At 30.0% G+C, this 22,033-nt stretch carries 29 protein-coding genes, 1 tRNA gene and 1 other RNA gene; 18 read left to right on the top strand and 13 right to left on the bottom strand.

Annotated elements, in window-relative coordinates; all coding sequences use genetic code 11:
- Positions 1-4 precede the first annotated feature (4 nt).
- The 4 genes from METVI_RS0103435 to METVI_RS0103420 are packed head-to-tail and all read right to left on the bottom strand — an operon-like array spanning position 5 to position 2,131.
- Complete coding sequence (locus tag METVI_RS0103435; RefSeq protein WP_004591712.1) at positions 5-298, bottom strand: DUF211 domain-containing protein; 294 nt, start codon at positions 296-298, stop codon at positions 5-7.
- A 3-nt stretch (positions 299-301) separates the two neighbouring features.
- Positions 302-931, bottom strand: a complete 630-nt coding sequence (locus tag METVI_RS0103430; protein WP_004591714.1) for a thymidylate synthase — start codon at positions 929-931, stop codon at positions 302-304.
- 10 nt (positions 932-941) lie between these two features.
- The gene (locus METVI_RS0103425; RefSeq protein WP_004591716.1) at positions 942-1,211 is read right to left on the bottom strand and encodes a PRC-barrel domain-containing protein; all 270 of its coding nucleotides are present in this window, start codon (positions 1,209-1,211) and stop codon (positions 942-944) included.
- Complete coding sequence (locus tag METVI_RS0103420) at positions 1,202-2,131, bottom strand: EF-Tu/IF-2/RF-3 family GTPase (RefSeq protein WP_026152875.1); 930 nt, start codon at positions 2,129-2,131, stop codon at positions 1,202-1,204. The genes METVI_RS0103425 and METVI_RS0103420 overlap by 10 nt, the downstream gene beginning before the upstream one ends.
- Positions 2,132-2,148: 17 nt before the next feature.
- Between METVI_RS0103420 and aroD the strand changes: the two genes are divergently transcribed.
- On the top strand, positions 2,149-2,802 hold the full coding sequence (gene aroD / locus METVI_RS0103415; protein ID WP_017981035.1) for a type I 3-dehydroquinate dehydratase: 654 nt from the start codon (positions 2,149-2,151) through the stop codon (positions 2,800-2,802).
- Here the strand turns inward: aroD and METVI_RS0103410 are convergent.
- Positions 2,791-3,714: a radical SAM protein gene (locus METVI_RS0103410; RefSeq protein WP_004591721.1), complete on the bottom strand. Its 924-nt coding sequence runs from the start codon at positions 3,712-3,714 to the stop codon at positions 2,791-2,793. The genes aroD and METVI_RS0103410 overlap by 12 nt on opposite strands.
- A 61-nt stretch (positions 3,715-3,775) precedes the next feature.
- On the opposite strand from METVI_RS0103410, the gene METVI_RS0103405 reads away from it, so the two are divergent.
- Genes METVI_RS0103405 through METVI_RS0103385 form a run of 5 tightly spaced genes read left to right on the top strand, consistent with a single transcriptional unit; the run spans position 3,776 to position 8,230 of the window.
- The gene (locus METVI_RS0103405) at positions 3,776-4,963 is read left to right on the top strand and encodes an aconitase X (protein ID WP_004591722.1); all 1,188 of its coding nucleotides are present in this window, start codon (positions 3,776-3,778) and stop codon (positions 4,961-4,963) included.
- Positions 4,960-5,271 carry a hypothetical protein gene (locus METVI_RS0103400; RefSeq protein ID WP_004591724.1) on the top strand — a complete coding sequence of 104 codons (312 nt, stop codon included), beginning with the start codon at positions 4,960-4,962 and terminating at the stop codon, positions 5,269-5,271. The genes METVI_RS0103405 and METVI_RS0103400 overlap by 4 nt, the downstream gene beginning before the upstream one ends.
- Positions 5,252-5,731, top strand: a complete 480-nt coding sequence (hacB, locus tag METVI_RS0103395; RefSeq protein WP_004591726.1) for a homoaconitase small subunit — start codon at positions 5,252-5,254, stop codon at positions 5,729-5,731. The genes METVI_RS0103400 and hacB overlap by 20 nt, the downstream gene beginning before the upstream one ends.
- Complete coding sequence (argS, locus tag METVI_RS0103390) at positions 5,728-7,371, top strand: arginine--tRNA ligase (protein ID WP_004591728.1); 1,644 nt, start codon at positions 5,728-5,730, stop codon at positions 7,369-7,371. Before hacB ends, argS begins: the two co-directional genes overlap by 4 nt.
- A 10-nt stretch (positions 7,372-7,381) precedes the next feature.
- Positions 7,382-8,230 carry a ribose-phosphate diphosphokinase gene (locus METVI_RS0103385; RefSeq protein WP_004591730.1) on the top strand — a complete coding sequence of 283 codons (849 nt, stop codon included), beginning with the start codon at positions 7,382-7,384 and terminating at the stop codon, positions 8,228-8,230.
- On the opposite strand, the gene METVI_RS0103380 is transcribed toward METVI_RS0103385, so the two are convergent.
- The 6 genes from METVI_RS0103380 to ffs all read right to left on the bottom strand — a co-directional run bounded on the left by METVI_RS0103380 (position 8,231) and on the right by ffs (position 10,898).
- Positions 8,231-8,482 carry a hypothetical protein gene (locus METVI_RS0103380; protein WP_004591732.1) on the bottom strand — a complete coding sequence of 84 codons (252 nt, stop codon included), beginning with the start codon at positions 8,480-8,482 and terminating at the stop codon, positions 8,231-8,233.
- Between the two features lie 24 nt (positions 8,483-8,506).
- Positions 8,507-9,202, bottom strand: a complete 696-nt coding sequence (locus tag METVI_RS0103375; RefSeq protein ID WP_017981034.1) for a TIGR00703 family protein — start codon at positions 9,200-9,202, stop codon at positions 8,507-8,509.
- A gap of 106 nt (positions 9,203-9,308) precedes the next feature.
- Entirely contained in the window at positions 9,309-9,911 is a 603-nt protein-coding gene (gene purO / locus METVI_RS0103370; protein WP_004591736.1) for an IMP cyclohydrolase, read from the bottom strand.
- Positions 9,912-10,076, bottom strand: coding sequence for a DUF362 domain-containing protein (locus tag METVI_RS0103365; RefSeq protein WP_004591738.1), 165 nt, complete (start codon positions 10,074-10,076; stop codon positions 9,912-9,914). It abuts the gene before it with no gap.
- The gene (locus tag METVI_RS0103360) at positions 10,073-10,552 is read right to left on the bottom strand and encodes a metallophosphoesterase (RefSeq protein WP_004591740.1); all 480 of its coding nucleotides are present in this window, start codon (positions 10,550-10,552) and stop codon (positions 10,073-10,075) included. The genes METVI_RS0103365 and METVI_RS0103360 overlap by 4 nt, the downstream gene beginning before the upstream one ends.
- Positions 10,553-10,580: 28 nt before the next feature.
- Positions 10,581-10,898, bottom strand: an RNA gene (gene ffs, locus METVI_RS07260) — signal recognition particle sRNA.
- Positions 10,899-11,012: 114 nt separating this feature from the next.
- Between ffs and METVI_RS0103355 the strand changes: the two genes are divergently transcribed.
- The 12 genes from METVI_RS0103355 to METVI_RS0103300 all read left to right on the top strand — a co-directional run bounded on the left by METVI_RS0103355 (position 11,013) and on the right by METVI_RS0103300 (position 21,090).
- Positions 11,013-12,113, top strand: a complete 1,101-nt coding sequence (locus METVI_RS0103355; protein WP_017981033.1) for an iron ABC transporter substrate-binding protein — start codon at positions 11,013-11,015, stop codon at positions 12,111-12,113.
- 8 nt (positions 12,114-12,121) lie between these two features.
- A complete protein-coding gene (locus METVI_RS0103350; RefSeq protein ID WP_004591746.1) occupies positions 12,122-13,120 on the top strand; it encodes a methyltransferase in 999 nt (332 codons plus the stop codon).
- On the top strand, positions 13,120-14,115 hold the full coding sequence (locus METVI_RS0103345; protein WP_004591748.1) for a FecCD family ABC transporter permease: 996 nt from the start codon (positions 13,120-13,122) through the stop codon (positions 14,113-14,115). Before METVI_RS0103350 ends, METVI_RS0103345 begins: the two co-directional genes overlap by 1 nt.
- A gap of 4 nt (positions 14,116-14,119) precedes the next feature.
- The gene (gene nifH / locus METVI_RS0103340) at positions 14,120-14,944 is read left to right on the top strand and encodes a nitrogenase iron protein (protein ID WP_004591750.1); all 825 of its coding nucleotides are present in this window, start codon (positions 14,120-14,122) and stop codon (positions 14,942-14,944) included.
- Positions 14,941-15,693 (top strand): ABC transporter ATP-binding protein, encoded by a 753-nt coding sequence (locus METVI_RS0103335; RefSeq protein WP_004591752.1) that lies wholly within the window; start codon positions 14,941-14,943, stop codon positions 15,691-15,693. The genes nifH and METVI_RS0103335 overlap by 4 nt, the downstream gene beginning before the upstream one ends.
- A gap of 7 nt (positions 15,694-15,700) precedes the next feature.
- Entirely contained in the window at positions 15,701-16,171 is a 471-nt protein-coding gene (gene ribC / locus METVI_RS0103330; protein WP_026152874.1) for a riboflavin synthase, read from the top strand.
- Positions 16,172-16,280: 109 nt separating this feature from the next.
- On the top strand, positions 16,281-16,940 hold the full coding sequence (gene bioD, locus METVI_RS0103325; RefSeq protein WP_004591756.1) for a dethiobiotin synthase: 660 nt from the start codon (positions 16,281-16,283) through the stop codon (positions 16,938-16,940).
- The gene (locus tag METVI_RS0103320; RefSeq protein ID WP_004591758.1) at positions 16,930-18,549 is read left to right on the top strand and encodes a glutamate--tRNA ligase; all 1,620 of its coding nucleotides are present in this window, start codon (positions 16,930-16,932) and stop codon (positions 18,547-18,549) included. Before bioD ends, METVI_RS0103320 begins: the two co-directional genes overlap by 11 nt.
- Before the next feature lie 12 nt (positions 18,550-18,561).
- Complete coding sequence (locus METVI_RS0103315) at positions 18,562-19,188, top strand: cobalt-precorrin-8 methylmutase (RefSeq protein ID WP_004591761.1); 627 nt, start codon at positions 18,562-18,564, stop codon at positions 19,186-19,188.
- Between the two features lie 2 nt (positions 19,189-19,190).
- Positions 19,191-20,312: a tRNA uracil 4-sulfurtransferase ThiI gene (thiI, locus tag METVI_RS0103310; RefSeq protein WP_004591764.1), complete on the top strand. Its 1,122-nt coding sequence runs from the start codon at positions 19,191-19,193 to the stop codon at positions 20,310-20,312.
- Between the two features lie 5 nt (positions 20,313-20,317).
- Positions 20,318-20,392, top strand: a tRNA-Arg gene (locus tag METVI_RS0103305).
- 11 nt (positions 20,393-20,403) lie between these two features.
- Positions 20,404-21,090, top strand: coding sequence for a TIGR00297 family protein (locus METVI_RS0103300; RefSeq protein WP_004591766.1), 687 nt, complete (start codon positions 20,404-20,406; stop codon positions 21,088-21,090).
- On the opposite strand, the gene METVI_RS0103295 is transcribed toward METVI_RS0103300, so the two are convergent.
- Together METVI_RS0103295 and ehbP are read right to left on the bottom strand one after the other, a co-directional pair.
- Positions 21,068-21,751 carry a TIGR02253 family HAD-type hydrolase gene (locus METVI_RS0103295; protein ID WP_004591768.1) on the bottom strand — a complete coding sequence of 228 codons (684 nt, stop codon included), beginning with the start codon at positions 21,749-21,751 and terminating at the stop codon, positions 21,068-21,070. The two genes, METVI_RS0103300 and METVI_RS0103295, sit on opposite strands and share 23 nt — an antisense overlap.
- A complete protein-coding gene (gene ehbP / locus METVI_RS0103290; RefSeq protein WP_004591770.1) occupies positions 21,748-22,032 on the bottom strand; it encodes an energy-converting hydrogenase B subunit EhbP in 285 nt (94 codons plus the stop codon). Before ehbP ends, METVI_RS0103295 begins: the two co-directional genes overlap by 4 nt.
- Position 22,033: the final 1 nt, after the last annotated feature.

The following is a 22,033-nucleotide window of genomic DNA, read 5'->3' as shown; positions in this document are numbered from 1 at the left end:
ATACTCACTTTCTATCTTGGGGGGTTTTTACTTCTTCTATTATCTTCTTTCCTGCAACAACTTCATCAATACTATGAATTGTTCCCCCCATCATTTCTATAACATCCCTTATTCTCTCAAAATCCAAATCTTTTCCTTCTATAGTTATTTTTACATTTTCAGTTTCTTTATCAATCTCATATACAGTTATATTAACCCCATCTACATTTGGTATAGCTGTTAATTTTAAAGCAAGATCTGTTATTTTTGGTTCATGAGGTTTTAATATATCTAAAACTAATCTCCTGATACCACTCATTTACTACCACCTTTCTAAATAATCCCTATCCCTCTCAACATATATATGAGCATTGCAAATAAAATGGTTGTAGCTTTTTAATCTCCCCCCTATTTTTTCAGCTACAAGCTCACCTAACCTTATCAAAGCTAAGGCATTAGCATGGAAGGCTAAGAGAATATCATTACTTCTGAAAACAACTGTCATATATAAGCTATCTTCCCTTTTTTGGAAGTTAATATAATTTAGACAAGGCACATCTTTATTCTCTTGGTCAATAAATGGTTGCCATAAGCTAATAACAGCCCTCCTTGAAGTTCCAGCATTTTTAAGCTTATTGATAACATAATCTATTTGGTTATTTACAACTTTCCTGTCATAGGATGGGTATTTAAAAATCCTCTCATGGTAATCATAGACAAAATCATTATTTGAGCCATATAATAAATTATTAATGTATTTATCAATAGCTTCTTTTCCAAAAGGGTATTTTGGAGAGACTCTTTTAATAGCTGGGTTTGTTATCTCAACAAGCACATTCATAAGCTCCTTACACTTTTGCCCATCCTCTGTTATAACTTCCCTCCCATGCTTTAAAATTGCATGAACAAGCTCCTCATACGCTGCTGCAACTGATGGTTTTTTTATTATCATCCTCTCCCTATTATCTCTTTAGAAAGCTATAACCATTTTCTGCAGGAGGTTTAACTAGTATAATATTCCCTATAGCAGTTATTAATCCATAGGGTATAACCACTTTTTTTGTAGGATCTGAAACAAAATCTTTAAGACATCCTTTAGAAATATCAGATAGTATTAACCCTTTTATCACACCATTTTCTACATCTACCATAACATCATAAACTTTTCCTACATACATAGCTTTTGTTGTATATACATGCTTGTCTAAAATATCTTTAACTCTTATTGGCATAGTTTTTCACCCACTCCTAATATTCTTATCTTAGCACTACCATCAATTAAACAGAGTTTCTCATCATCATAAGCTATTTCTTTATTTAACAATAATGATATTTTATTATTACTAACATCTAAAACTTCACATGCTACAGCTTGGAGGCCAGTTATTAAAGTGTAGTTTTCACCTTCTTTTATCTCTTTATTAATAAATGGGTTCATTTCTATTTTAAATTTAACTTCTTTCTTTACTTCTAACTCCTTATCAGATAACACATATCCCCTACTCAACTCTTCCACATCTACACCTTTTAAAGCTAATCCCACTCTATCTCCAGCCTTAGCTTCTTTACAGTCTTTATCATGTATTTGTATACTCTTAATCATGACTTCTTTATATATTGGATACAATTTTAGATTGTCATGAACTTCTATTTTCCCTTTCTCTACTTTTCCTAAAACAACGGTTCCTACACTTTTAACCTTAAAATAATGATCAATAGGTATCTTTTTATAGCTGAAGTCTCTTTCAATTTCTAATTCTAAAACATGTTCCCTTATCTTTATAAAATCTTTATCTAAGATATCAAAATTCTCCATAGAAGTTCCTTTTATAATATTTTTTAGCATATCTACATCAACATACTCCCCTAATACAAAAGCTCCATTGCATATATTAAACATATCTAATGCTAACAACATCTCTCCTAACTCTCCAGTAATCTCATCAATAAAAACTATTGCATAGTCCATTAAATTTATTGTATATATAAGAGGGTTAATTCTTTCAGGATATCTTGTAGGTTCCACATAAGTTACTATTTTATCCCCTTGCTTATAATTATAAAATGTTATATCAGAACTAGTTCCTTTCTTCCCTAGCTCTCTCCCTACATCCTTTATATGCCCAAAAATTCCAACAGTTATCAAAACCATCACCTTTGGTGATTGTTATGATTTGCTTACCCATAATAGAAAGAGATGTTAATAAAGCTATTAAAGTAGCAGAAGAGTATTTAAAGTTAGCTGATTTAGTGGAGTTCAGAATAGATTACCTAAATAATATTTCTGAAAAAGATATAGAAGAGATGAGTAAATATCCTGCTATAATAACAATACGCCCTAAATGGGAAGGGGGTTATTGGGAAGGTAATAATGATTTTAGAATTAAGCTTTTTAAGAAAGCTATTGATTGTAATGCCAAATTTATAGATATTGAGCTAAAAGAAAAGAGAAATAAGGAAGTTGTAGAATACAGGAATAAGGTTAAGAGTGATACAAAAGTTATTATATCTTACCATAATTTTAGTGAAACTCCTAATGATTTAGATGAAAAAGTGAAAGAAGCTCTGAAGATTGGGGACATTGCAAAGTTTGCTGTAATGGTTAATGAAAAGGAAGACACTTTAAAAATATTTGAAATTATTAATAAATATAAAAATAAGGTTATAGGTATAGGTATGGGAGAGAAAGGAAAGATTACAAGAGTATTGAATATCTACTATGGTTCTATTTTAACTTTTGCATCATATAAAGGAAAAGCATCAGCTCCAGGACAGATAGATGTTGAAAAATTGAGAAAGATTTGGGAACTTTTAGGGATTTAAAAAATAATATTTCTTCCCATTTACCTCTTTACACTCTAACTTCCCATGATCTTTTAATATATATAAATATTTTCCAACTTCTGATACATGAATCCCTAAAGCATTGGCAAGATCTTCAACAGTACATGGTCGTATTTTTAACATTGAGGAAATTCTTTCAAGATTATTTTCTAGCTTTTTATATGTTTTATTGCAAGTTCCTATAATATATGCTTTATCTCCAATAATATTTTTAATTTCTACCAATCTACTATATTCTACTTTTTTAACATATTTTTCACATGGAGGTCTTATTGGAGTGTTTATTTCAATATTATTTGGGTTTATCTTTTCAAAAATCTCTTTTAACTTATATATGGTTTTGTCATCATCATTAATCCCCTCTATAACCATAAGTTCTATATTTAAAACAGTGTCTTCAGCAGATTTTCTAAATTTTATTAACCCATTTATTACATCTTTAAACTTTATTTCTGTTCTATGTATTTTTTTAAACATCTCTTGATTTATTGAAGTTAGTGTTGCAGAAACAAGATTAGCTTCTTTTAGAGCATCTCTCACTTTTTTATATTTCATTAGTGAGGAGTTAGTTATAACACATATTGGTATATTAAACTCTTTCAATCTCTCAATAGCTTCTTTTAAATATGGTGAGAGTGTTGGTTCCCCACTTCCAGCAAAGGTGATATAATCTATATCTTTATCAATTACCTTTTTAACTTCATTATATATCTCCTCATCAGTAGGAAATTTTTCTAACACATCTTTTGGTATATCTTTTGGAGAGCTAACTAGATATCTTGTTCTTCCAAGTTGGCAGTAGATACAATCAAAAGTGCAAGTGTAATAAACAGGATCTATCCCTAATGATAAGCCTAATCTTCTTGAAGGTACTGGACCATAGACTATCATTTCAACACCCTCCAGTATTATTAATAATAAACTACACATATAATATAAATTTGGTGAGATTATGTATTTGACAAAAGAAGAAGAAAGAATATTAGATGGAGAATATGGGGAAATCAAGCAAAAATGTTTAGAATTATTAGTTAAACTTGGAGAAATTTATGGAGCTGAAAGATTAATAAATATTAGCTCAGCTCAGATTTCTGGGGTTTCATATAAAACAATAGGTGATATTGGTTTAGAATTTTTAGAGGATTTCTCTAAGGAGAAAGTGGCTGTATATTCAACATTAAATCCTGCAGGTATGGATTTAGATAATTGGAAAGAGTTAAAAATAAAAGAAGATTTTGCTGAAAAGCAGTTAAGAATAATAGAAGCATTTAAAAGAATGGGAGTTGAGATTAGTTGCACTTGCACTCCTTATTTAACAGGTAATATTCCATCATTTTCTGAGCATATTGCCTGGGCAGAAAGCTCTGCTGTAAGTTTTGCAAACTCTGTTCTTGGGGCTAGAACAAATAGAGAGGGGGCTCAATCTGCTTTAGCTTCTGCTATATTGGGAAAGACTCCTTACTATGGCTACCATTTAGATGAAAATAGGATGGCTGATTTTATTGTAAAAATTGATGCTGAAAAAAATAATAATGATGAAACATTTTTTTCTGCTGTTGGATATATAGTAGGAGAGATAGCTAAAAATAGAGTTCCTTATTTTAAAGATTTGTATAAATACAACCCAAGTAAGGATGATCTAAAAAGTTTATGTGCTGTAATGGCTGCTTCTGGAGGTGTTGCTTTATATCATGCTGAAAACATAACACCTGAGTGCAAGGTAAAGAATGTAGTTGATGATAAAGTTGAGAAGATAGAGATAGATAAAAAAGAGATTAAAGATGCATATGATAGACTGAATACTACAGATGAAGAACCTGAGCTAATATGTATTGGATGTCCACACTGTTCAATAAGAGAAATAAAAGAAATTGCAGAAATTTTAAAAGATAAAAAATTAAAAGCAGATTTATGGGTTTGCTGTTCATTGCATGTTAAATCCATATCAGATAGAATGGGATTTACAAAAATCATTGAGAAAGCTAATGGAAAGGTTGTTAAGGATACATGTATGGTTGTTTCTCCAATAGAAGATAATTATAAAATTGTGGCTACAAACTCTGGAAAGGCTGCTGTATATTTACCAAGTTTCTGTAAAAGTGAGGTCATATTTAAAAGTATTAGGGAGTTGATAAAATGAAGCTAGCTATAGATGGAGTGTTTTATGTTAGAGAAGGTTTTGATTTTGAGAAGGTTTTTAAAGAGATATTAACTATGTTAAAAGATGTAAGAATTCTTTCTGTTGAATATCCAGAACTAGCTTTAATAGCTCCTGATGGATATTACTATAGATGCGGATTTATGTTAGATAAACCTTTAGAAGAAAAAATCTCTGAAGAAGAAATTAAAGAAATAAAAAGGAAAATAGAGGAATTGTTTAAAGGAGAGATTATTTATACATTAACATGTGAGATATTAGGTGAAGAAGATGAGGGGAATAGCTTATAAGTTGGGGGATGATGTTGATACTGATGCTATAATTCCTGGGCCTTATTTAAGAACAACAGATCCAAATGAGTTGGCAAGATACTGCCTTTATGGAATTGATAAGGATTTTTATAAGAAAGCTAAAGGTAAAATAATTGTTGCTGGAGAAAATTTTGGGTGTGGTTCATCAAGAGAACAAGCTGTTTTGGCTATAAAGTATGCTGGGGTTAAAGCTGTTGTAGCTAAAAGTTTTGCAAGGATATTTTATAGAAATGCTATAAACAATGGACTTTATGTCATTACAGCAAACACTGATGAAATTAATGATGGTGATGAGTTATTTATAGATTTAAAAAATGAAAAAATAATAATTAATAATAAAAAAACAATTAGCTGTAAAATTCCAAAGGGAATTGAAAAGGAAATATTAGAAGCTGGAGGGTTGATAAATTATTATAAAAAGAAAAAAGTGAGAACATGAATATAAAGGAAGAATTAAAGGAGGCTATAAAAGATTTAATAGGAGAAGATGTTGAAATAGTAAAAACACCAAATATTGATTTTGGAGATTATTCAACAAATGTCTGTTTTAAACTTGCTAAGAAATATAAAAAAAGTCCTTTTGAGATTGCTAATGAGTTAGTTAAAAAATTAGAAAATTTAAAAATAAAAGGAATTAAAGATATAAAAGCTGTTAATGGATATATAAATTTTTATATAGATTACCCTAAGCTATTATCTCATCTCTATAATAATACAATAAATAAGCCTTTATTTGAAAAGAAAGAAAAGAAAATTATTTTAGAACACACATCTGCTAACCCTAATGGCCCTTTACATATTGGACATTTAAGAAATGCTGTAATTGGGGATAGTTTAAAAAGAATTTTAGAATTCTATGGTTATAATTTAGAGACACATTATTATGTTAATGATATGGGTAGACAAATGGCTTTAGTTGTGTATGGGATAGAGAAATTTGGATTAGATGAAAGTAAAAAGAAGGATCATGCCATATCAGAAGTGTATATTAAGATAAATAAATATTTAGAAGAAAATAAGGATGAAGAGAAAAAGATAGATGAACTGATGAGAAGGTTTGAAGAAGCTTTAGAGAAGAATGAAGAGAATGAAATAACAAAAAAGTTTAAGTTTGCTGTAAATTATGCTTTAGAAGGGATCAAAGAGACATTAAATAAGTTAGATATAAAACATGATAAATTTGTTTATGAGAGCGAATATGTTAGAAATGGTATGGTTAAAGAGGTAATAAAAAAGTTAATGGAAACAGGGAAAGTTATAAAAGAGGATGCATTATATCTTGATTTATCTGAATTTGGAATAGAGAAAAAAATGGTTCTTGCAAGGGCTAATGGAACATCTTTATATTCTACAAGAGATATAGCATATCATTTAGATAAGTTAAGTAAGTGTGATATAGCTATTGATATTTTGGGAGCAGATCATAAATTAACTGCTGAAATGGTTAAAGGAGCTCTAAAATTGTTAGGTAGTGATGTACCAGAGGTTATTTTTTACGAATTCATCTCTTTACCAGAAGGATCTATGAGTACAAGAAGAGGGAAATTTGTTTCTGCTGATGAGTTTTTAGAAGAAGCTATGAGAATAGCTAAAGAAGAGTGTGAAAAGAGAGGAATAGATGATATTAATGTTATAAAGACATTGGCAATATCTGCTGTTAGATTTTATATAGCTAAATTCTCTCCTGAAAAACCAATTGTATTCAAATGGGAGGATGCTTTAGATTTTGAGAAGGGTGCTGTATATATTCAATATGCTCATGCAAGATGTTGTAAGCTTTTAAAAGAAGATGGAGAAGTTTATGAGTATGAATACACAAAAGAAGAGAAAGAACTAATAAAGCTCCTATATGAGTTTAGAGATGTTATAGAAGAATGTGCTAAAAAGAGAAGAGTTCATGTATTAGCTAATTATTTAATTGAGCTTTCAAAAGCATTTAATAGATTTTATAACAACTGTCCAATACTAAAAGCTGAAGAGAAAATAAGAAAAACAAGATTAGCTATTGTTAAAATAACAAAGTATGTTTTAGAATTAGGATTATCTTTATTAGGAATAAGGGCTTTAGAGGAGATTTAAAGGTGAAAAAATGATAGTTGCAGGAAGTCAGTCACAGGAGTTAGCTTATAAGGTATCAAAGATCTTAAATAGAAAGTATGCCAGGGTTGAATATAAAAGATTTCCAGATAGTGAAATTTATGTTAGATTATTGGATAGTGTTGAGGATGAAGTAGTGTTAATTAACTCACAGATAAATCAGAATGATGCTATTTTGGAAACAATATTATTAGCTGATGCATTAAGGGATGAAGGGGCAAAAGAAATTACATTAGTTGCTCCATATTTGGCTTATGCTAGGCAAGATAAAAAATTCAATCCTGGGGAGGCAGTGAGTATAAGGATATTGGCTAAGATATATTCTAAGTTATTTGATAAAGTTATAACAATAAATCCGCATGAAAAACATATAGAAGAATTTTTTGATGTACCATTTGTTTATGGTGATGCCATTCCAAAATTGGCTGAATATGTCAAAGATAAATTAAATAATCCAATAGTCTTAGCTCCTGACCAAGGAGCTTTAGATTTTGCAAAAACTGCTGCAGATATTTTAAATGCTGAATATGATTATCTTGAAAAAACAAGAATTTCTCCAACAGAAATTAAAATAGCTCCAAAAACATTAGATGTTAATGGAAGAGATGTTTTAATTATTGATGATATTATATCCACTGGAGGGACAATGGCAAATGCTGTAAAATTATTAAAAGACCAAGGGGCTAAAAAGATAATAGCTGCTTGTGTGCATCCTCTATTAATAGGAGATGCTTTAAATAAATTATATTCAGCAGGGGTTGAGGAAGTTATAGGAACAGACACATATAAATCAGAGGTTAGTAAGGTTTCTGTGGCAGATATTATAGCTAAACTTATTTAATTATTCTATCTCTTTACCTTCAATTTCTATAACTTTTACATGTATTGGATGCTCTTTCAATTCTTCATAAACTTTTTGTGCAGCTCTTCTTGATCTTGCAAGCATGACAAATGCTACATCCCCTTTATACCTTGCTTCACAGAAAGAAATTATATCTCCTCTTGCTATACCTTCACCAATTATCTTTCTTATAATATCCTCATATTTTGGTGCATATTTTTCAGGGATATTTAGTAAGACTCCATAAATCATTTTTTCACCTCTTTTTTAATTTTTTTATTCTTTTAATATTCCCAATGTGTCATTTGCTTTTTTTGCTATATCTAAGTCAAATAGGGCTATTGTAGGTAATAACCAAGATAACCAATATCTGGGCTCTCCATCTTTTGTTTCTCCATAGTATGCAAATGCCAATCTACCAAATCCTGTTTCTTTTTCAACTTTTCTAACACTTCTTATAAATCTTCTTGCTATATTTGGTAGATTTTCATAGCTATATGGCTCTCCTCCAGCACCATTTTGCATGAAAAACTCTGAACTTATTCCAATATTTTTAATAGCTTTTATTAAATTACCTAATTTATTCTTTTTAAAGAAAGCCATTAATAGAGACCCTGCCGGAACCCTTAAGATCTCAGTGTTCTTGCTGTCTTCATCCCTTAATTGACAAACAATATAAGCCATTCCCATTTCCATTTCAATATGGGCATAAAGTTCAGTGTTTTTTGGTAACTCATCTAAAACTTCTATAACTTCATACTCTTTTTCATCAATAGTATATTTATCTCCAGCTTTTTTTGTATCTATCTCAGCAGTAAAGTAGGTTTCTTTTCCATTTATTTTACCAAAGATTAAATCAAATCCCCATTTTTTCAATGTTTTTAATTTAAATTCTCTTTCTCTTTCTGGATTACCTAATGTTTCAAAAACTAAGGTGTTAACCACTTCTAACTCTTTTGGTTCTAAAACCAAGATTTCACCTCTTTTGAATTTTGACAATAAAAATGTGTTTGAAGTTCTATAAATACTTTTCTATAATTACATAATTTAAATTTATGGATTAACTATTTCAAAAATTTTATTTGTTAGCTACAGCCAACTCTATTTTTTCCTTAATCAGAGCTACAGCTGAAGCTACAGGATATTCAAATTCCTCATATTCCAATAAATATTTAGCTATTTCCTCAGCACTTTCTCCTTCTATTTCTATAACTTGCTTTTCGTTAATCTCGCAGCTATTATAAACTCCTAAATAATATCCTTTACCGTCTTTTAAATAAACCTTTTTTACTCTAAGCTCATCATCTTTTATATATGCTAGATAACACTCTTCTCTATCTAAAATTCCTGCTATTCTTGGGGTTTTATAATTATCTTTTTCATAATCCATAGCTAACAAAACTGTAGCTAAAGCATCTCTTTTACCATAACTTAATTTTTCAGCAATAAAGTCAGTGTGTGATCCATTTGATGCAACAACAGTGTTATTAACAACTTTTATACAATTATAGCATATATATGGATTTTTAAATATATCATTTAAATCTTTTGGAATTATTGCTACTGTATTTCCATTTATTTTTGCTATCCTATTAGGAAAACTTGTACTTGAAACCCTATAGGCTATGAATGGAGCTCCATTTTTTGTTTTACCAGCAACTAAGAATCTACCTATATACATCTACTCACCTAAAACTATTGCATTTATTGGACAATATTTTACACAAATTCCACAGTTATTACATTTATCTTTATCTATAATTGCCCTCCCATAAGTTCTAATTGCTCTTCTCTTACAAAAAACAACACATATCCCGCAACCAACACATTTATCTAACACTTTCATTCTCTCACAGGGATAATTTTAGCTTCTACTTTATCCTCTAATGATAACTTCATAATAGATTTAAAAGAACATCTTGGAACTGTTGGAGATCCTGGATTTAAAAGGAGAGTATCATTATAATGATCAATAAATGGCCAATGTGTATGACCTGAAATAAGGATATTAACACCCATCTCTTTTGCTAATAATCTAAGTTTTAGCTTATCCCCTCTTGGATATATTATATCTCCATGAATAACACCAATTTTATATTTATCAATAGTTAAAATTTCTTTTCTTGGAAGATCAAGATAATCCATATTTCCTTTGACAGCTATAACCTTTGCTATATCATTAAGGCATTTTAAAACTTCAGGATCAGTTATATCTCCACAGTGTATAATGAGATCCACATTAGAAAACTCATCAAAAACAGTTTTTGGTAATTCTAAAGCTCTATCATATATGTGGGTATCAGATATAACTCCTATTATCATAATTTATCCCTTAAAATAATTGGTGGCGTGCATGGCTTCCCTGGGGTGGACATGCCCACGGACTCCCTTCTTTACCCAACCTTCTCCCTCATCCCCGCTACCCCGTGAGCGCCGACGTCCCGCCTACCGTTGCTCCCTTCCGGGCCTGGCGGGGTTCGGCGGGTAAAGGGGGTTACTCCTTCCCTACAGAAGGAGCTCCCCCACCGCCGAGCCCCACGGGACGAGGAGTCATAGGGAGAAGGTTGGAGAAGGGAGTCCGTGGGCATGCCGCCCCCAGGTTTTCGGCCCCCGCATAAGGGCGGTTTCGGGTTACAGGGGACGCCCAACCCCCCGGCCTAGCCATGCACGCCAATCTAATAATTATCCAAATTTTGTATATATAATTTTCTAATAAGGTAAGATTTAAATAATATATTGTTATCTTATATTCTTATTTAATCATTAAAATTTAGGTGTTAGTATGAATAACAAGGCTATACTAATTATTTCAATATTACTGATTTCTTCTTTAGCTTTAGCAGGTTGTATGAATGAGAATAAAGTTGGAGAGAAGAGGGTTATAAAGGATATTTTGGGTAGAGAGGTAGAGATTCCAAAAGAAGTTAATAGAATAGTATGCATAGGTCCAGGATGTTTAAGGCTCATAGTATATTTAAATGCTACAGATAAGGTTGTTGGAGTTGAAAGTTCTGAAAAACTTTGGACACCATATGGTAGGCCATATAGGTTAGCACATCCTGAACTAGCAAATCTACCAATTATAGGGCAAGGAGGTCCATCACCAAAGCCAAATATAGAGAAAATAATAGAGGTTCATCCTAATGTCATTTTCTACACTTTTGCTACAAAAGATGCTGCAGATGAATTACAAAAAAAGACAGGAATCCCTGTTGTAGTTTTAGATTATGGAGTTTTAGGAACATTTAAAAATGATAAGCTTTATCAATCAATAAGAATTGCTGGAAAGGTGTTAAATAAAGAAGATAGAGCTGAAGAAGTTATTAATTTCATTGATAAAACATTAGAAGATTTAAACAAGAGAACTATGGATATTAATAATAAGCCTAGTGTTTATGTTGGTGGTGTTGGATATAAAGGAATGAGGGGGATAGAAAGTACATTTTCAAATTTCCCACCGTTAATGGCTATAAATACAAAAAGTGTTGTAGATAATGAAGTTAGTGGTTATAAATGGGTTTCCATATCAAAGGAAAAGCTGTTAGAATGGAATCCAGATTATATTTTTATTGATGAAGGTGGGTTTTTATTAATAAAAAAAGATTATAAAGAAAATCCAAATTTCTATAAATCTTTAAAAGCTTTTAATGAAGGGCATGTTTATGGAATATTACCTTACAATTACTATGCTACAAATATAGGAACAGCTTTAGCTGATGCATACTTTATGGGTAAAGTGCTTTATCCAGAGAGATTTAAAGATATAAATCCTGAAGAAAAAGCTGATAATATTTATATCTTCTTGGTAGGAAAGCCAGTTTATAAAATAATGGCTGAACACTATGGTGGATTTAAAAAGATAACCTTAGAAGATTTAAGTTAAGTGATATTATGAGTCCTAGAAATATTTTGGAGCTTTTTCACTATTCTTATTCTGATGCAAGAATAATTTATATTTTAAAAGCTTCATTAGAGCTTAGAATATTTAATTATTTAGAAGAGTATAAAACACCTGAACAAATTTCTAAAGAGTTAGGTTTAGACAGTGTTTTGGTAGATTACTTATTAAAAATCCTTTATAAACTTGGATTATTAGAATATAAGGATGGAAAATATAAAAATAGTGAAGAAGCTAACATATTTTTAAATGAAAATTCTGATCTTTGTTTAATTGATTATTTATTATACTATTTTACATATTTAAGGAAATGGCAAAATCTAAAAGAAATATTAAAAGGAAAAAGAGAAGAAATTTCATTTAAATTGATAATAAAGAGATTAGCTAGTGGATGCAAGTGTTGGGAAGTGCCTAAGGTAGTGGATTATCTTTCAAAATATAAGGAATTTGAGACTGCAAAAACCCTTCTAGATTTAGGAGGTGGGCATGGGTTATATGCAGTAGCTTTTAGTAGAAGATTTAAAAATTTGAAATGTTATGTATTTGACCTACCTGAAGTTATAGAAGAAGCAGAAAAATTATTTTTAAAAGGAGCAAAAAATGTTTTTACAATAAAAGGAGACTTTTTTAAAGATAGTTTAGGTAATTATGATATAATATTCTCCTCATATAACCCAGGAGGGAAGAATAAGGAGATAGCTAAGAAGATATACAACTCTTTAAATTATAATGGGCTTTATATAAATAAACAGTGTTTTCCTGAGGATGATGAAAACCTAAACAACCTTTTAGATGGTATGGAATGGCATTTCTTTGGTAGTTTTAAGAAAGGGAAGTATAAATTTACATTTGAAGGAGATTTAAGTTTAAATGAATATATTGAGTATTTAAAAAATCTAGGATTTGAAATTTTAGAAGTTACTGACTTAAAGGATATTATTGGCTATTCTTTCTATCCTACTAAGCTTATTGTAGCTAAAAAAGTGAGATAATGAATTATAGAAAATATGTTTTAAAGAAAATATATTTTGGGATATTTCTTATACTACTTCTGTTTGTTTCATTCATATTATCCCTATGTATTGGGGAATACTACCTCCCAATAAATAAAATAATTTCAACATTTTTATCCAATAACAGTGATATAACAAAAACTGTTATATGGAATGTCAGATTACCTAGAGTTTTTACAGCCATTTTTGTAGGATTTTCTTTATCTCTTTCTGGCCTAGTAATGCAATGTGTATTAAGAAACCCTTTAGCTTCTCCTTTCACTCTTGGCATTTCACAAGGAGCAATGTTTGGTGTAGCTTTAGCTGTATTATTAAACCTCTTTAGTTTTATTTATTTACTACCAATATTTGCTTTTTTAGGAGCTTTTATCTCAACAGTAATAATCTTATCATTGGCTAAATTGAAGAATCTATCTCCTGAAGCTATTGTATTATCTGGAATTGCTATAGGTGCTTTATTTCATGCAGGTTCAACATTTATACAATATTTCGTTGATGAAACCAAGTTGGCATTTATAGTTTATTGGACATTTGGAGATGTTGGAAGAACTAGTTGGAATGAAGTTTATATGCTATTTCTCTCATCAATATTAGCTTTTCTCTATCTAATGTATAAAAGATGGGATTTTAATGCTCTACAATTTGATGATGATACTGCAAAATCTTTAGGGGTAGAGCCAGATAGGGTAAGATTAATATCTATGTTAATAGCATCTTTTATAACATCAGTTACTGTTGCATTTACAGGAATTATTGGATTTGTTGGATTAATATGTCCACATATAATTAGATTAATAATAGGTGAGGATTACAGATTTTTAATCCCTTATTCATCAATATTTGGTTCTATATTTCTTCTATTAGCTGATGATCTTTCTAGGCAGATACTCTCTCCAATTATTTTACCTGTTGGGATAATAACTTCCATCTTAGGAGCTCCACTGTTAATATACTTATTAATAAAAATGAAGTGAAAAAATGAAACAAATAGCATTCTATGGAAAAGGAGGGATTGGGAAATCAACAGTTGTTTGTAATGTAGCAGCAGCATTAGCTGATAATTTTAAGGTTATGGTTGTAGGTTGTGATCCTAAGCATGACTGTACAATAAGTTTGAGACATGGTGAAGAGATTCCTACAGTATTGGATGTACTTAGAGAAAAAAAGGATGTTGATATTAATGATATAGTTTATAAAGGGTATAAAGGAGTTTATTGTGTAGAAGCTGGAGGACCTAAGCCAGGTTATGGCTGTGCTGGAAGAGGGGTTATAGTAGCTATAGAATTGCTAAAAAAATTAGATGTTTTTAAAAGACTAGGTGTGGATATTGTTTTATATGATATTTTGGGTGATGTGGTTTGTGGAGGTTTTGCTATGCCATTAAGATTAGGCTTAGTTAAGCAAATATATATTGTTACATCCTCTGATTACATGGCAATGTATGCAGCAAATAATATATGTAAAGGTATAAAAGAATTTGCAAAAAAAGGCTGTAGATTGGCTGGGTTAATATATAATGTCAGGGGATCCTTAGATGCTGAAGATATAGTTAATGAGTTTGCAAAAAGATTAGGAACAAAAATTTTAGAGAAAATTCCAAACTCTTTATTAATTTCAGAGGCAGAGATAGAAGGGAAGACTGTTATTGAATATGCACCAGATAGTGAAATAGCTACAATCATCAAAAACTTAGCAGAGAAAATATATAAAAATAATAGTGGAGTAATTCCTGAACCTTTGAGTAATAAAGAGCTGATAGAGATTGGAAAGAGTATAAAAGAGAGAATTAGGAGAAGATTATGATTCTATCAGTAGATAATATAAAATTTTCCTATAAGAGTAGAGAAGTGTTAAAGGGGGTAACATTTAAAGTTAAGAGAGGGGAAGTGGCTTCTATATTAGGTGAAAATGGATCAGGTAAATCTACTCTTTTAAAATGTATAAATAAGATATTAAAACCAAAAATTGGGTCAATTTTTATAGAAAAATATAATATCAATGAATTAAATAGTAAAGAGCTTTCTAAGAAAATTGCCTATGTCCCTCAGAAAAGTAATGCTAATTATATAACTGTCTTTGATGCTGTTTTACTTGGTAGAAAGCCATATATAAAGTTTGATGTTAGTGATGAAGATATAAAAGTGGTAGAGGAAGTGTTAAAATTAATGGAGTTGGAAGATATAGCATTTAGATATATAAATGAGCTTTCAGGGGGAGAGTTGCAGAGAGTGGTTATAGCAAGAGCATTAGCTCAAGAGCCAAGAGTTTTACTATTAGATGAACCTACAAATAATTTAGATCTTAGATATCAATTAAAAATTCTAAAACTAATAAGAGAAATAACCAAAATTAAAAATATAGCTACAATAATGGTAATGCATGATATAAACCTAGCTTTAAGATTCTCTGACAAATTTTTGTTTATGAAAGATGGAATTATTTATTATGAAGGAGAAAAAAATAGTATTACTCCAGAGATTATAGAGGAAGTTTATGGTATAAAGGTTTATATTGGATATTATAACAATACTCCTGTAGTTATTCCTATTTAAGGTGGAATTGATGAAAAAGGTGGGGATTGTTGATACAACTTTTGCAAGAGTAGATATGGCATCTGCTGCAATAAAAAAATTAAAAGAGCTTTCTCCTAACATAAAAATAATTAGAAAAACTGTTCCAGGAATTAAAGATTTACCTGTAGCATGTAAAAAGTTATTGGAGGAAGAAGGATGTGATATAGTTATGGCTTTAGGAATGCCAGGAAAAACTGAAAAAGATAAAGTTTGTGCCCATGAAGCATCATTAGGGATAATAATGGCTCAATTAATGACAAATAAACATATTATAGAAGTTTTTGTTCATGAAGATGAGGCTAAAGATGAAAAAGAGCTAGATTGGCTTGCTAAGAGAAGAGCTGAAGAACATGCAGAAAATGTTTATTATTTATTATTTAAACCAGAGAAATTAACTAAAATGGCTGGAAAGGGATTGAGGCAAGGATTTGAAGATGTCGGTCCTGCAAGAGAATAATCTTACATAATAACTTTTAATATGCTCTCTCTTTTCTACAACTTTTTAATGCTAATTTTTTCCTATTTTTAAAGTTTAATAAAAAATATTTTTTTGAAAAGGTGATGAGATGATATTTATAACAGGGACAGATACTGGTGTAGGAAAAACTTATGTTTCATCAATTTTAGCAAAAAATTTAAAGAAAATGGGTATTAATGTTGGGTATTTAAAACCAATTGAGACTGGAGGAAGAGAAGATACAATACTCTTAAAAAATGTCTTAAAAACTGATGATGATATAAATTTAATGAACCCTATTAATTTAAAACTTCCTTTATCTCCAAACATTGCTTTTGAAGTTGAAAATTACAACATTTCTTTGGATGAGATAAAAGAGAAAATAAAGAATGCCTATAAAACTTTAAAAGAAAGGCATGATTTTCTAATTGTTGAAGGGGCAGGAGGAGTTTGTGTTCCAATAAAAGAGAATTTTTTAATGAGTGATTTAATAAAGTTTTTAAATCTACCAGCTATAATTGTTTCTAGACCAAACTTAGGGACAATTAATCACACTCTACTAACTGTAGAACATTTAAGAAATAAAGGAATTGAGATTAAAGGAATTATTATAAACTGTATAACTCCATTAGAGAAAGTCTTATATTATGAAAAAACTTTTGAAACTATAGAAAAGTTTGGGAAAGTTAAAATAATAGGAATTATAGAAGATGAGAAGAGATATAATATGGATCTATCAGCTATAGTTGGTGAAAAAGATGGAGAATAAAATTAGAGAAATAGCAATAAAAAACGCAGCAAAATATGGGAAAGCTAATGTTAAGTCTGTTTTGGGAGCTTTTTTATCAGAATTTCCTGAATATAGAAGTAAGGTTAAAGATATCTTACCTATTGTTGAAAAAATAGTTAATGATATAAATAATCAAAAAATAAATATAAAGATAGAGGAAAACAAAAAGAGAAAGGATAAAGAATTGGAATTAGATAATGTTAAAGATAAAGTAGTTCTAAGATTTGCCCCTAATCCTTCAGGACCTTTACACATTGGTCATGCTAGAGCTGCCGTTCTTAATGACTATTTTGCAAAGAAATACAATGGAAAATTTATTTTAAGATTAGAAGATACAGATCCAAAGAGAGTTTTGCCTGAAGCTTATGATATGATTGTTGAAGATTTAGAATGGTTAGGAGTTAAGATAGATGAGATTGTTATACAATCAGATAGGTTAGATATCTACTATAAATATGGAGAAATGTTAATAAAAGATGGAAAAGCTTATGTCTGTGAATGTGAAGCAGAAAAATTTAGAGAGTTAAGAAATAGAGGAATAGCATGTTCTTGTAGAGATAGAGAAATAGAGGATAATTTATATCTCTGGGAAAAAATGTTAAATGGAGAAATTAAGGCTGTTGTCAGACTAAAAACTGATTTAAAACATAAAAACCCATCTATAAGAGATTTTCCAATTTTTAGAGTTGAAAAAGAAAAGCATCCAAGAGTTGATGCTTATGTTTATCCATTAATGAACTTTTCAGTACCTGTAGATGATCATTTATTAGGTATAACACATGTTTTAAGAGGAAAAGATCATATTGTTAATACAGAAAAACAGAGATATATCTATAAATATTTCAATTGGGAAGAACCAGAGTTTATACATTATGGAATTCTAAAAATTGAAGATAGTGTTTTAAGTACCTCTCAGATATATGAAGGAATTAAAAAGGGTATTTATGAAGGATGGGATGATGTAAGGTTAGGAACACTTAGAGCTTTAAAAAGAAGAGGAATTCGACCAGAGGCTATTTATAAAATTATGTTAAATATAGGATTAAAAAAGGCAGATATAAAATTCTCATGGGAAAATTTATATGCTATTAATAGAGAGTTAATAGATAAAGAGGCAAAGAGATACTTCTTTGTTTGGAAACCAAAATTAATGAAAATAGAAGGAGCAGAAAAAAGGATTGTTAGATTAAGAAAACACCCTGATGTAAAAGAGTTTGGATATAGAGAGCTTGTATTTGATGGAGAAGTGTATGTTGTTTCTTCAGAAGTGGAAGAGGGAAGGATGTACAGATTGATGGAGTTATTTAATGTGGTTGTTGAAAAGATAGAAGACAATTTTATAAAGGCAAGATATCATTCAGATGATTTTAAGGTTGCAAGGAAGAATAGAGCTAAAATTATTCATTGGGTCCCAAAAGATAAAGTTGATGTTGTTATATTGACACCAAATGGGGTTATTGAAGGGTTTGCTGAATATAATGTTAAAGAAATTAATGTAGATGAAATAATACAATTTGAGAGATTTGGATTTGCAAGATTGGATAAAAAGGAAGAAAATAAATTAATTTTTTGTTATGCTCATAGGTAGATTATTATGTTTATGGGGGCCATTTCTAAAGATGGATTAGAAATTGCAAAAAGAGCTAGAGAGATAGTTAGAGAAAAAATAAAAGATGTTTTAGGAGAAAAAATAAAAAATTTTTCTAAAGAGGAGCTTTTAATTATTGAGAGAGTTGTCCATGCTACAGCTGATCCAGAATATGCTAAACTTTTGGTTTTTAAAAATAATCCTATATATCATGGAGTTAAAGCAATAAAAGAAGGGAAGCCTATTATAACTGATGTTAATATGGTTAAGGCAGGTATAAGGTATGATAAAACTTACTGTTTTATTGATGATGAAAGAGCTTATGAACTAGCTAAGCAGGGAATAACAAGGGCAGTGGCAAGTATGAGATTAGCTAAAGAGGTGATTGATGGAGGAATAGTTGTTATAGGCAATGCTCCTACAGCTTTATTAGAATTAATTAATTTAATTAATAGTGGGATAAAACCTAAGCTGGTTATAGCAGTTCCTGTGGGTTTTGTTAAAGCAAGTGAAGCAAAGGAGATGATCAGAAATACAGATGTTCCATCTATATCAACAATAGGCCCTAAAGGAGGATCTTCAGTAGCAGTAGCTATAGCTAATGGTATAATTGCATTGAGCAAAAATGAGAGGGTGTAATTATGGAAATATTGGTTAGATATGGAGAAATAGGACTAAAATCAGATATTATTAGAAGAAACTTAGAAGAAATTTTAAGGAAAAATATTATAAAACTATTAAAAAAATATGATATTGATGCAGATGTATATATTCTACATAGGAGATTATTAGTTAATGTAAATACAAAAGATAAGGAGGATGAAGCAATAGATTTATTAAGAAAAGTAGCAGGTATAGTCTCTTATAGTCCTGGATATTCATGTCCATTAGATATAGATGAAATTATTAATACAGCAATACAAGTCATGAAAAAGAAAATGAAAGATTTAGGAAAAGAAAAAATAAAGTTTGCAGTAAAAACTAAAAGAAGTAATAAGCAATTTCCATTTAATTCTGTAGAAGTTAATAAGAAAGTAGGAGAAGCTATAGTAGAAAAGTTTAATTTAGATGTAGATTTAGATAATCCTGATATAACCTTAGGGATAGAGATATTGAGAGATAGGGCATTTATTTTTACTGATAAATTTGAAGGTATAGGGGGCTTACCTGTTGGCTCTCAAGGAAGAGTTTTATGTCTTATATCTGATGGTATAGACAGCCCTGTAGCAGCTTTCTTAATGGCAAAAAGAGGTTGTAGATTAGTTTTATTACATCTAAAAATTACTGAAGAAGCTTTAAATAAAGTTAGAAAAATTGTTGAAGTGTTATCAGATTATGATACAGAGCTAGAGTTTGTGGTTTATGACTATAAAAAGGATTTAGAAGAGATTTATAAAAAACTAAAGGAAATTAAAAAAGAAAGCTATACTTGTATATTCTGTAAGAAAAAAATGTTGAAAATTGCTGAAAAATATGCTAAATATATGGAGTGTGATGCCATAGTTACTGGGGACTGCTTAGGACAAGTAGCTTCTCAGACTTTAAAAAACTTGAGAGTGATTAGTCAAGGAATTAATTATCTTATATTAAGACCATTAATAGCCTTTGACAAAAATGAAACTACTGAATTAGCTAAAAAGATAGGGACATATGATATTGCTATAGAGAAAGAGATCAAATGTCCATATCTACCAAAATTCCCAAAAACCTTATCCAAAATAGAAGAGGTAGAAAAGATTATGAAAAAGGCCAACATATCTTAATAAAAGCCCTGGTGGGGTAGGGGAAATCCTACAGGACTTCGGATCCTGTGACCCGGGTTCAAATCCCGGCCAGGGCGCCAAGGTGATTTTTATGAATCTTTTATTATCTACTATAATTGTGATTATTTTAGCATTACTTGTAAAAAAAAGTAAATGCTTGGACAATAAAGGAATTTTGTTAGCTTCAATAATGGCTTTTATTTTAATTTATTTTTGTGGATTAGAATATCTAATTGTTTTATTATCATTCTTTATTCTTGGAAGCTTAGTTAGTAGGGTGGGACTAAAAGAGAAGAAAAAAAAGAAAATAGCTGAAACTTGTAGAGGACTAAACAATGTTATAGCTAATGGATTAATCCCCATGTTTTTTGCAATTCTATCTATAAAAATTCCTATTTTTTTAATAGCTTATATATCATCTATAGCTGCTGCTACTTCGGACACTTTCTCATCTGAAATTGGAGTATTATCTAAAGAAAAACCAAGATTAGTAACAACATTTGAAGTTGTTGAAAAAGGAACTGATGGGGCTATTACATTATTAGGAACCTTTGCAGGACTTTTTGGGGCCTTTTTAATAGCATTAATTGGAACTATTTTATTTAACAATATAAAGCTTTTATTACCTGTAACTTTAGCAGGATTGATAGGAAATTTGGCTGATAGTCTATTTGGAGCATTATTTGAGAGGAAAGGATTAGCTAGTAATGAACATACAAATCTTGTAGCTACATTAGTAGGTGGTGTATTTGGGATTATTTTTTATTTAATTCTTTAATTATATCTATTAATTCTGTTAAATTTTTTATTTTATAGTCACTAATATTATCTTCCATATCTTTATATTTTCCTTGTATAATCCTAACAGATATTATTCCAAGTTTCTTAGCAGGTATTATATCTTTATCAACTCTATCTCCAACATATATAACCTCTTCAGGTTTTAAGTTCATTCTTTTTAATCCATATTTAAAAAATTCTAAGTGTGGTTTGCCTAACCCAAACTCTTCTGAAGTTATAACTTCATCAAAAAATGGATGAATTCCTAATCTTATTAACTTTTCCCACTGTTTTATAGTTAAACCATCTGTTAAAACTCCTAGCTTTAATCCCATAGCTTTTAACTCCATTAGAGTTTTTATTGTATGAGGATATGGTCTTAATAGAGCTACTTTAACATTATGATATGTTATTATTCCTGTAGCTATAATCTTTGGATCATATTTACCAAGAACAGCTTTAACAAGATCATCAAAATGCTTTCCATAGTTTGATCCTTTATCTTTTATAATCTTATCAAGAATTTTCATAGCTTCTTCAAACTCTATATCAAGTCCAGCATCAATCATTGATTTTACAGCTTCTCTTCTGGCTATATTAACAAATTCAGAAGAGTTATATAAAGTGTCATCTAAATCGAATAAAATACCTTTTATCATGATTTTTCACTTTTTTTAATCTTTTCTTTTACCATTAAAAATAAACTAATAAAATCATCTTTTTCTGTAACAGGAACTACTATTAATCCTAATTTTCTATGTCTTTCGACCCAATCTTTATCATATGCTGGAACATCTATTTTTATGGGCTCATCTAGTGGATTAGCTACAATAACATTTCTATAAGGAAATGGTTCAACATCTTTATATGGAAATGCTGTTTCTCTTATATACCCTCCTAATGCCATAACTTTTTTTGGATAGAGAATCATCTTTGGCATA

The sequence above is a fragment of the Methanocaldococcus villosus KIN24-T80 genome (assembly GCF_000371805.1).
GTDB classification, from domain to species: domain Archaea; phylum AGJL01; class Methanococci; order Methanococcales; family Methanocaldococcaceae; genus Methanocaldococcus; species Methanocaldococcus villosus.
Note: the sequence above shows the minus strand (reverse complement) of the source record. Positions and strands in the feature narration are given on the sequence as shown.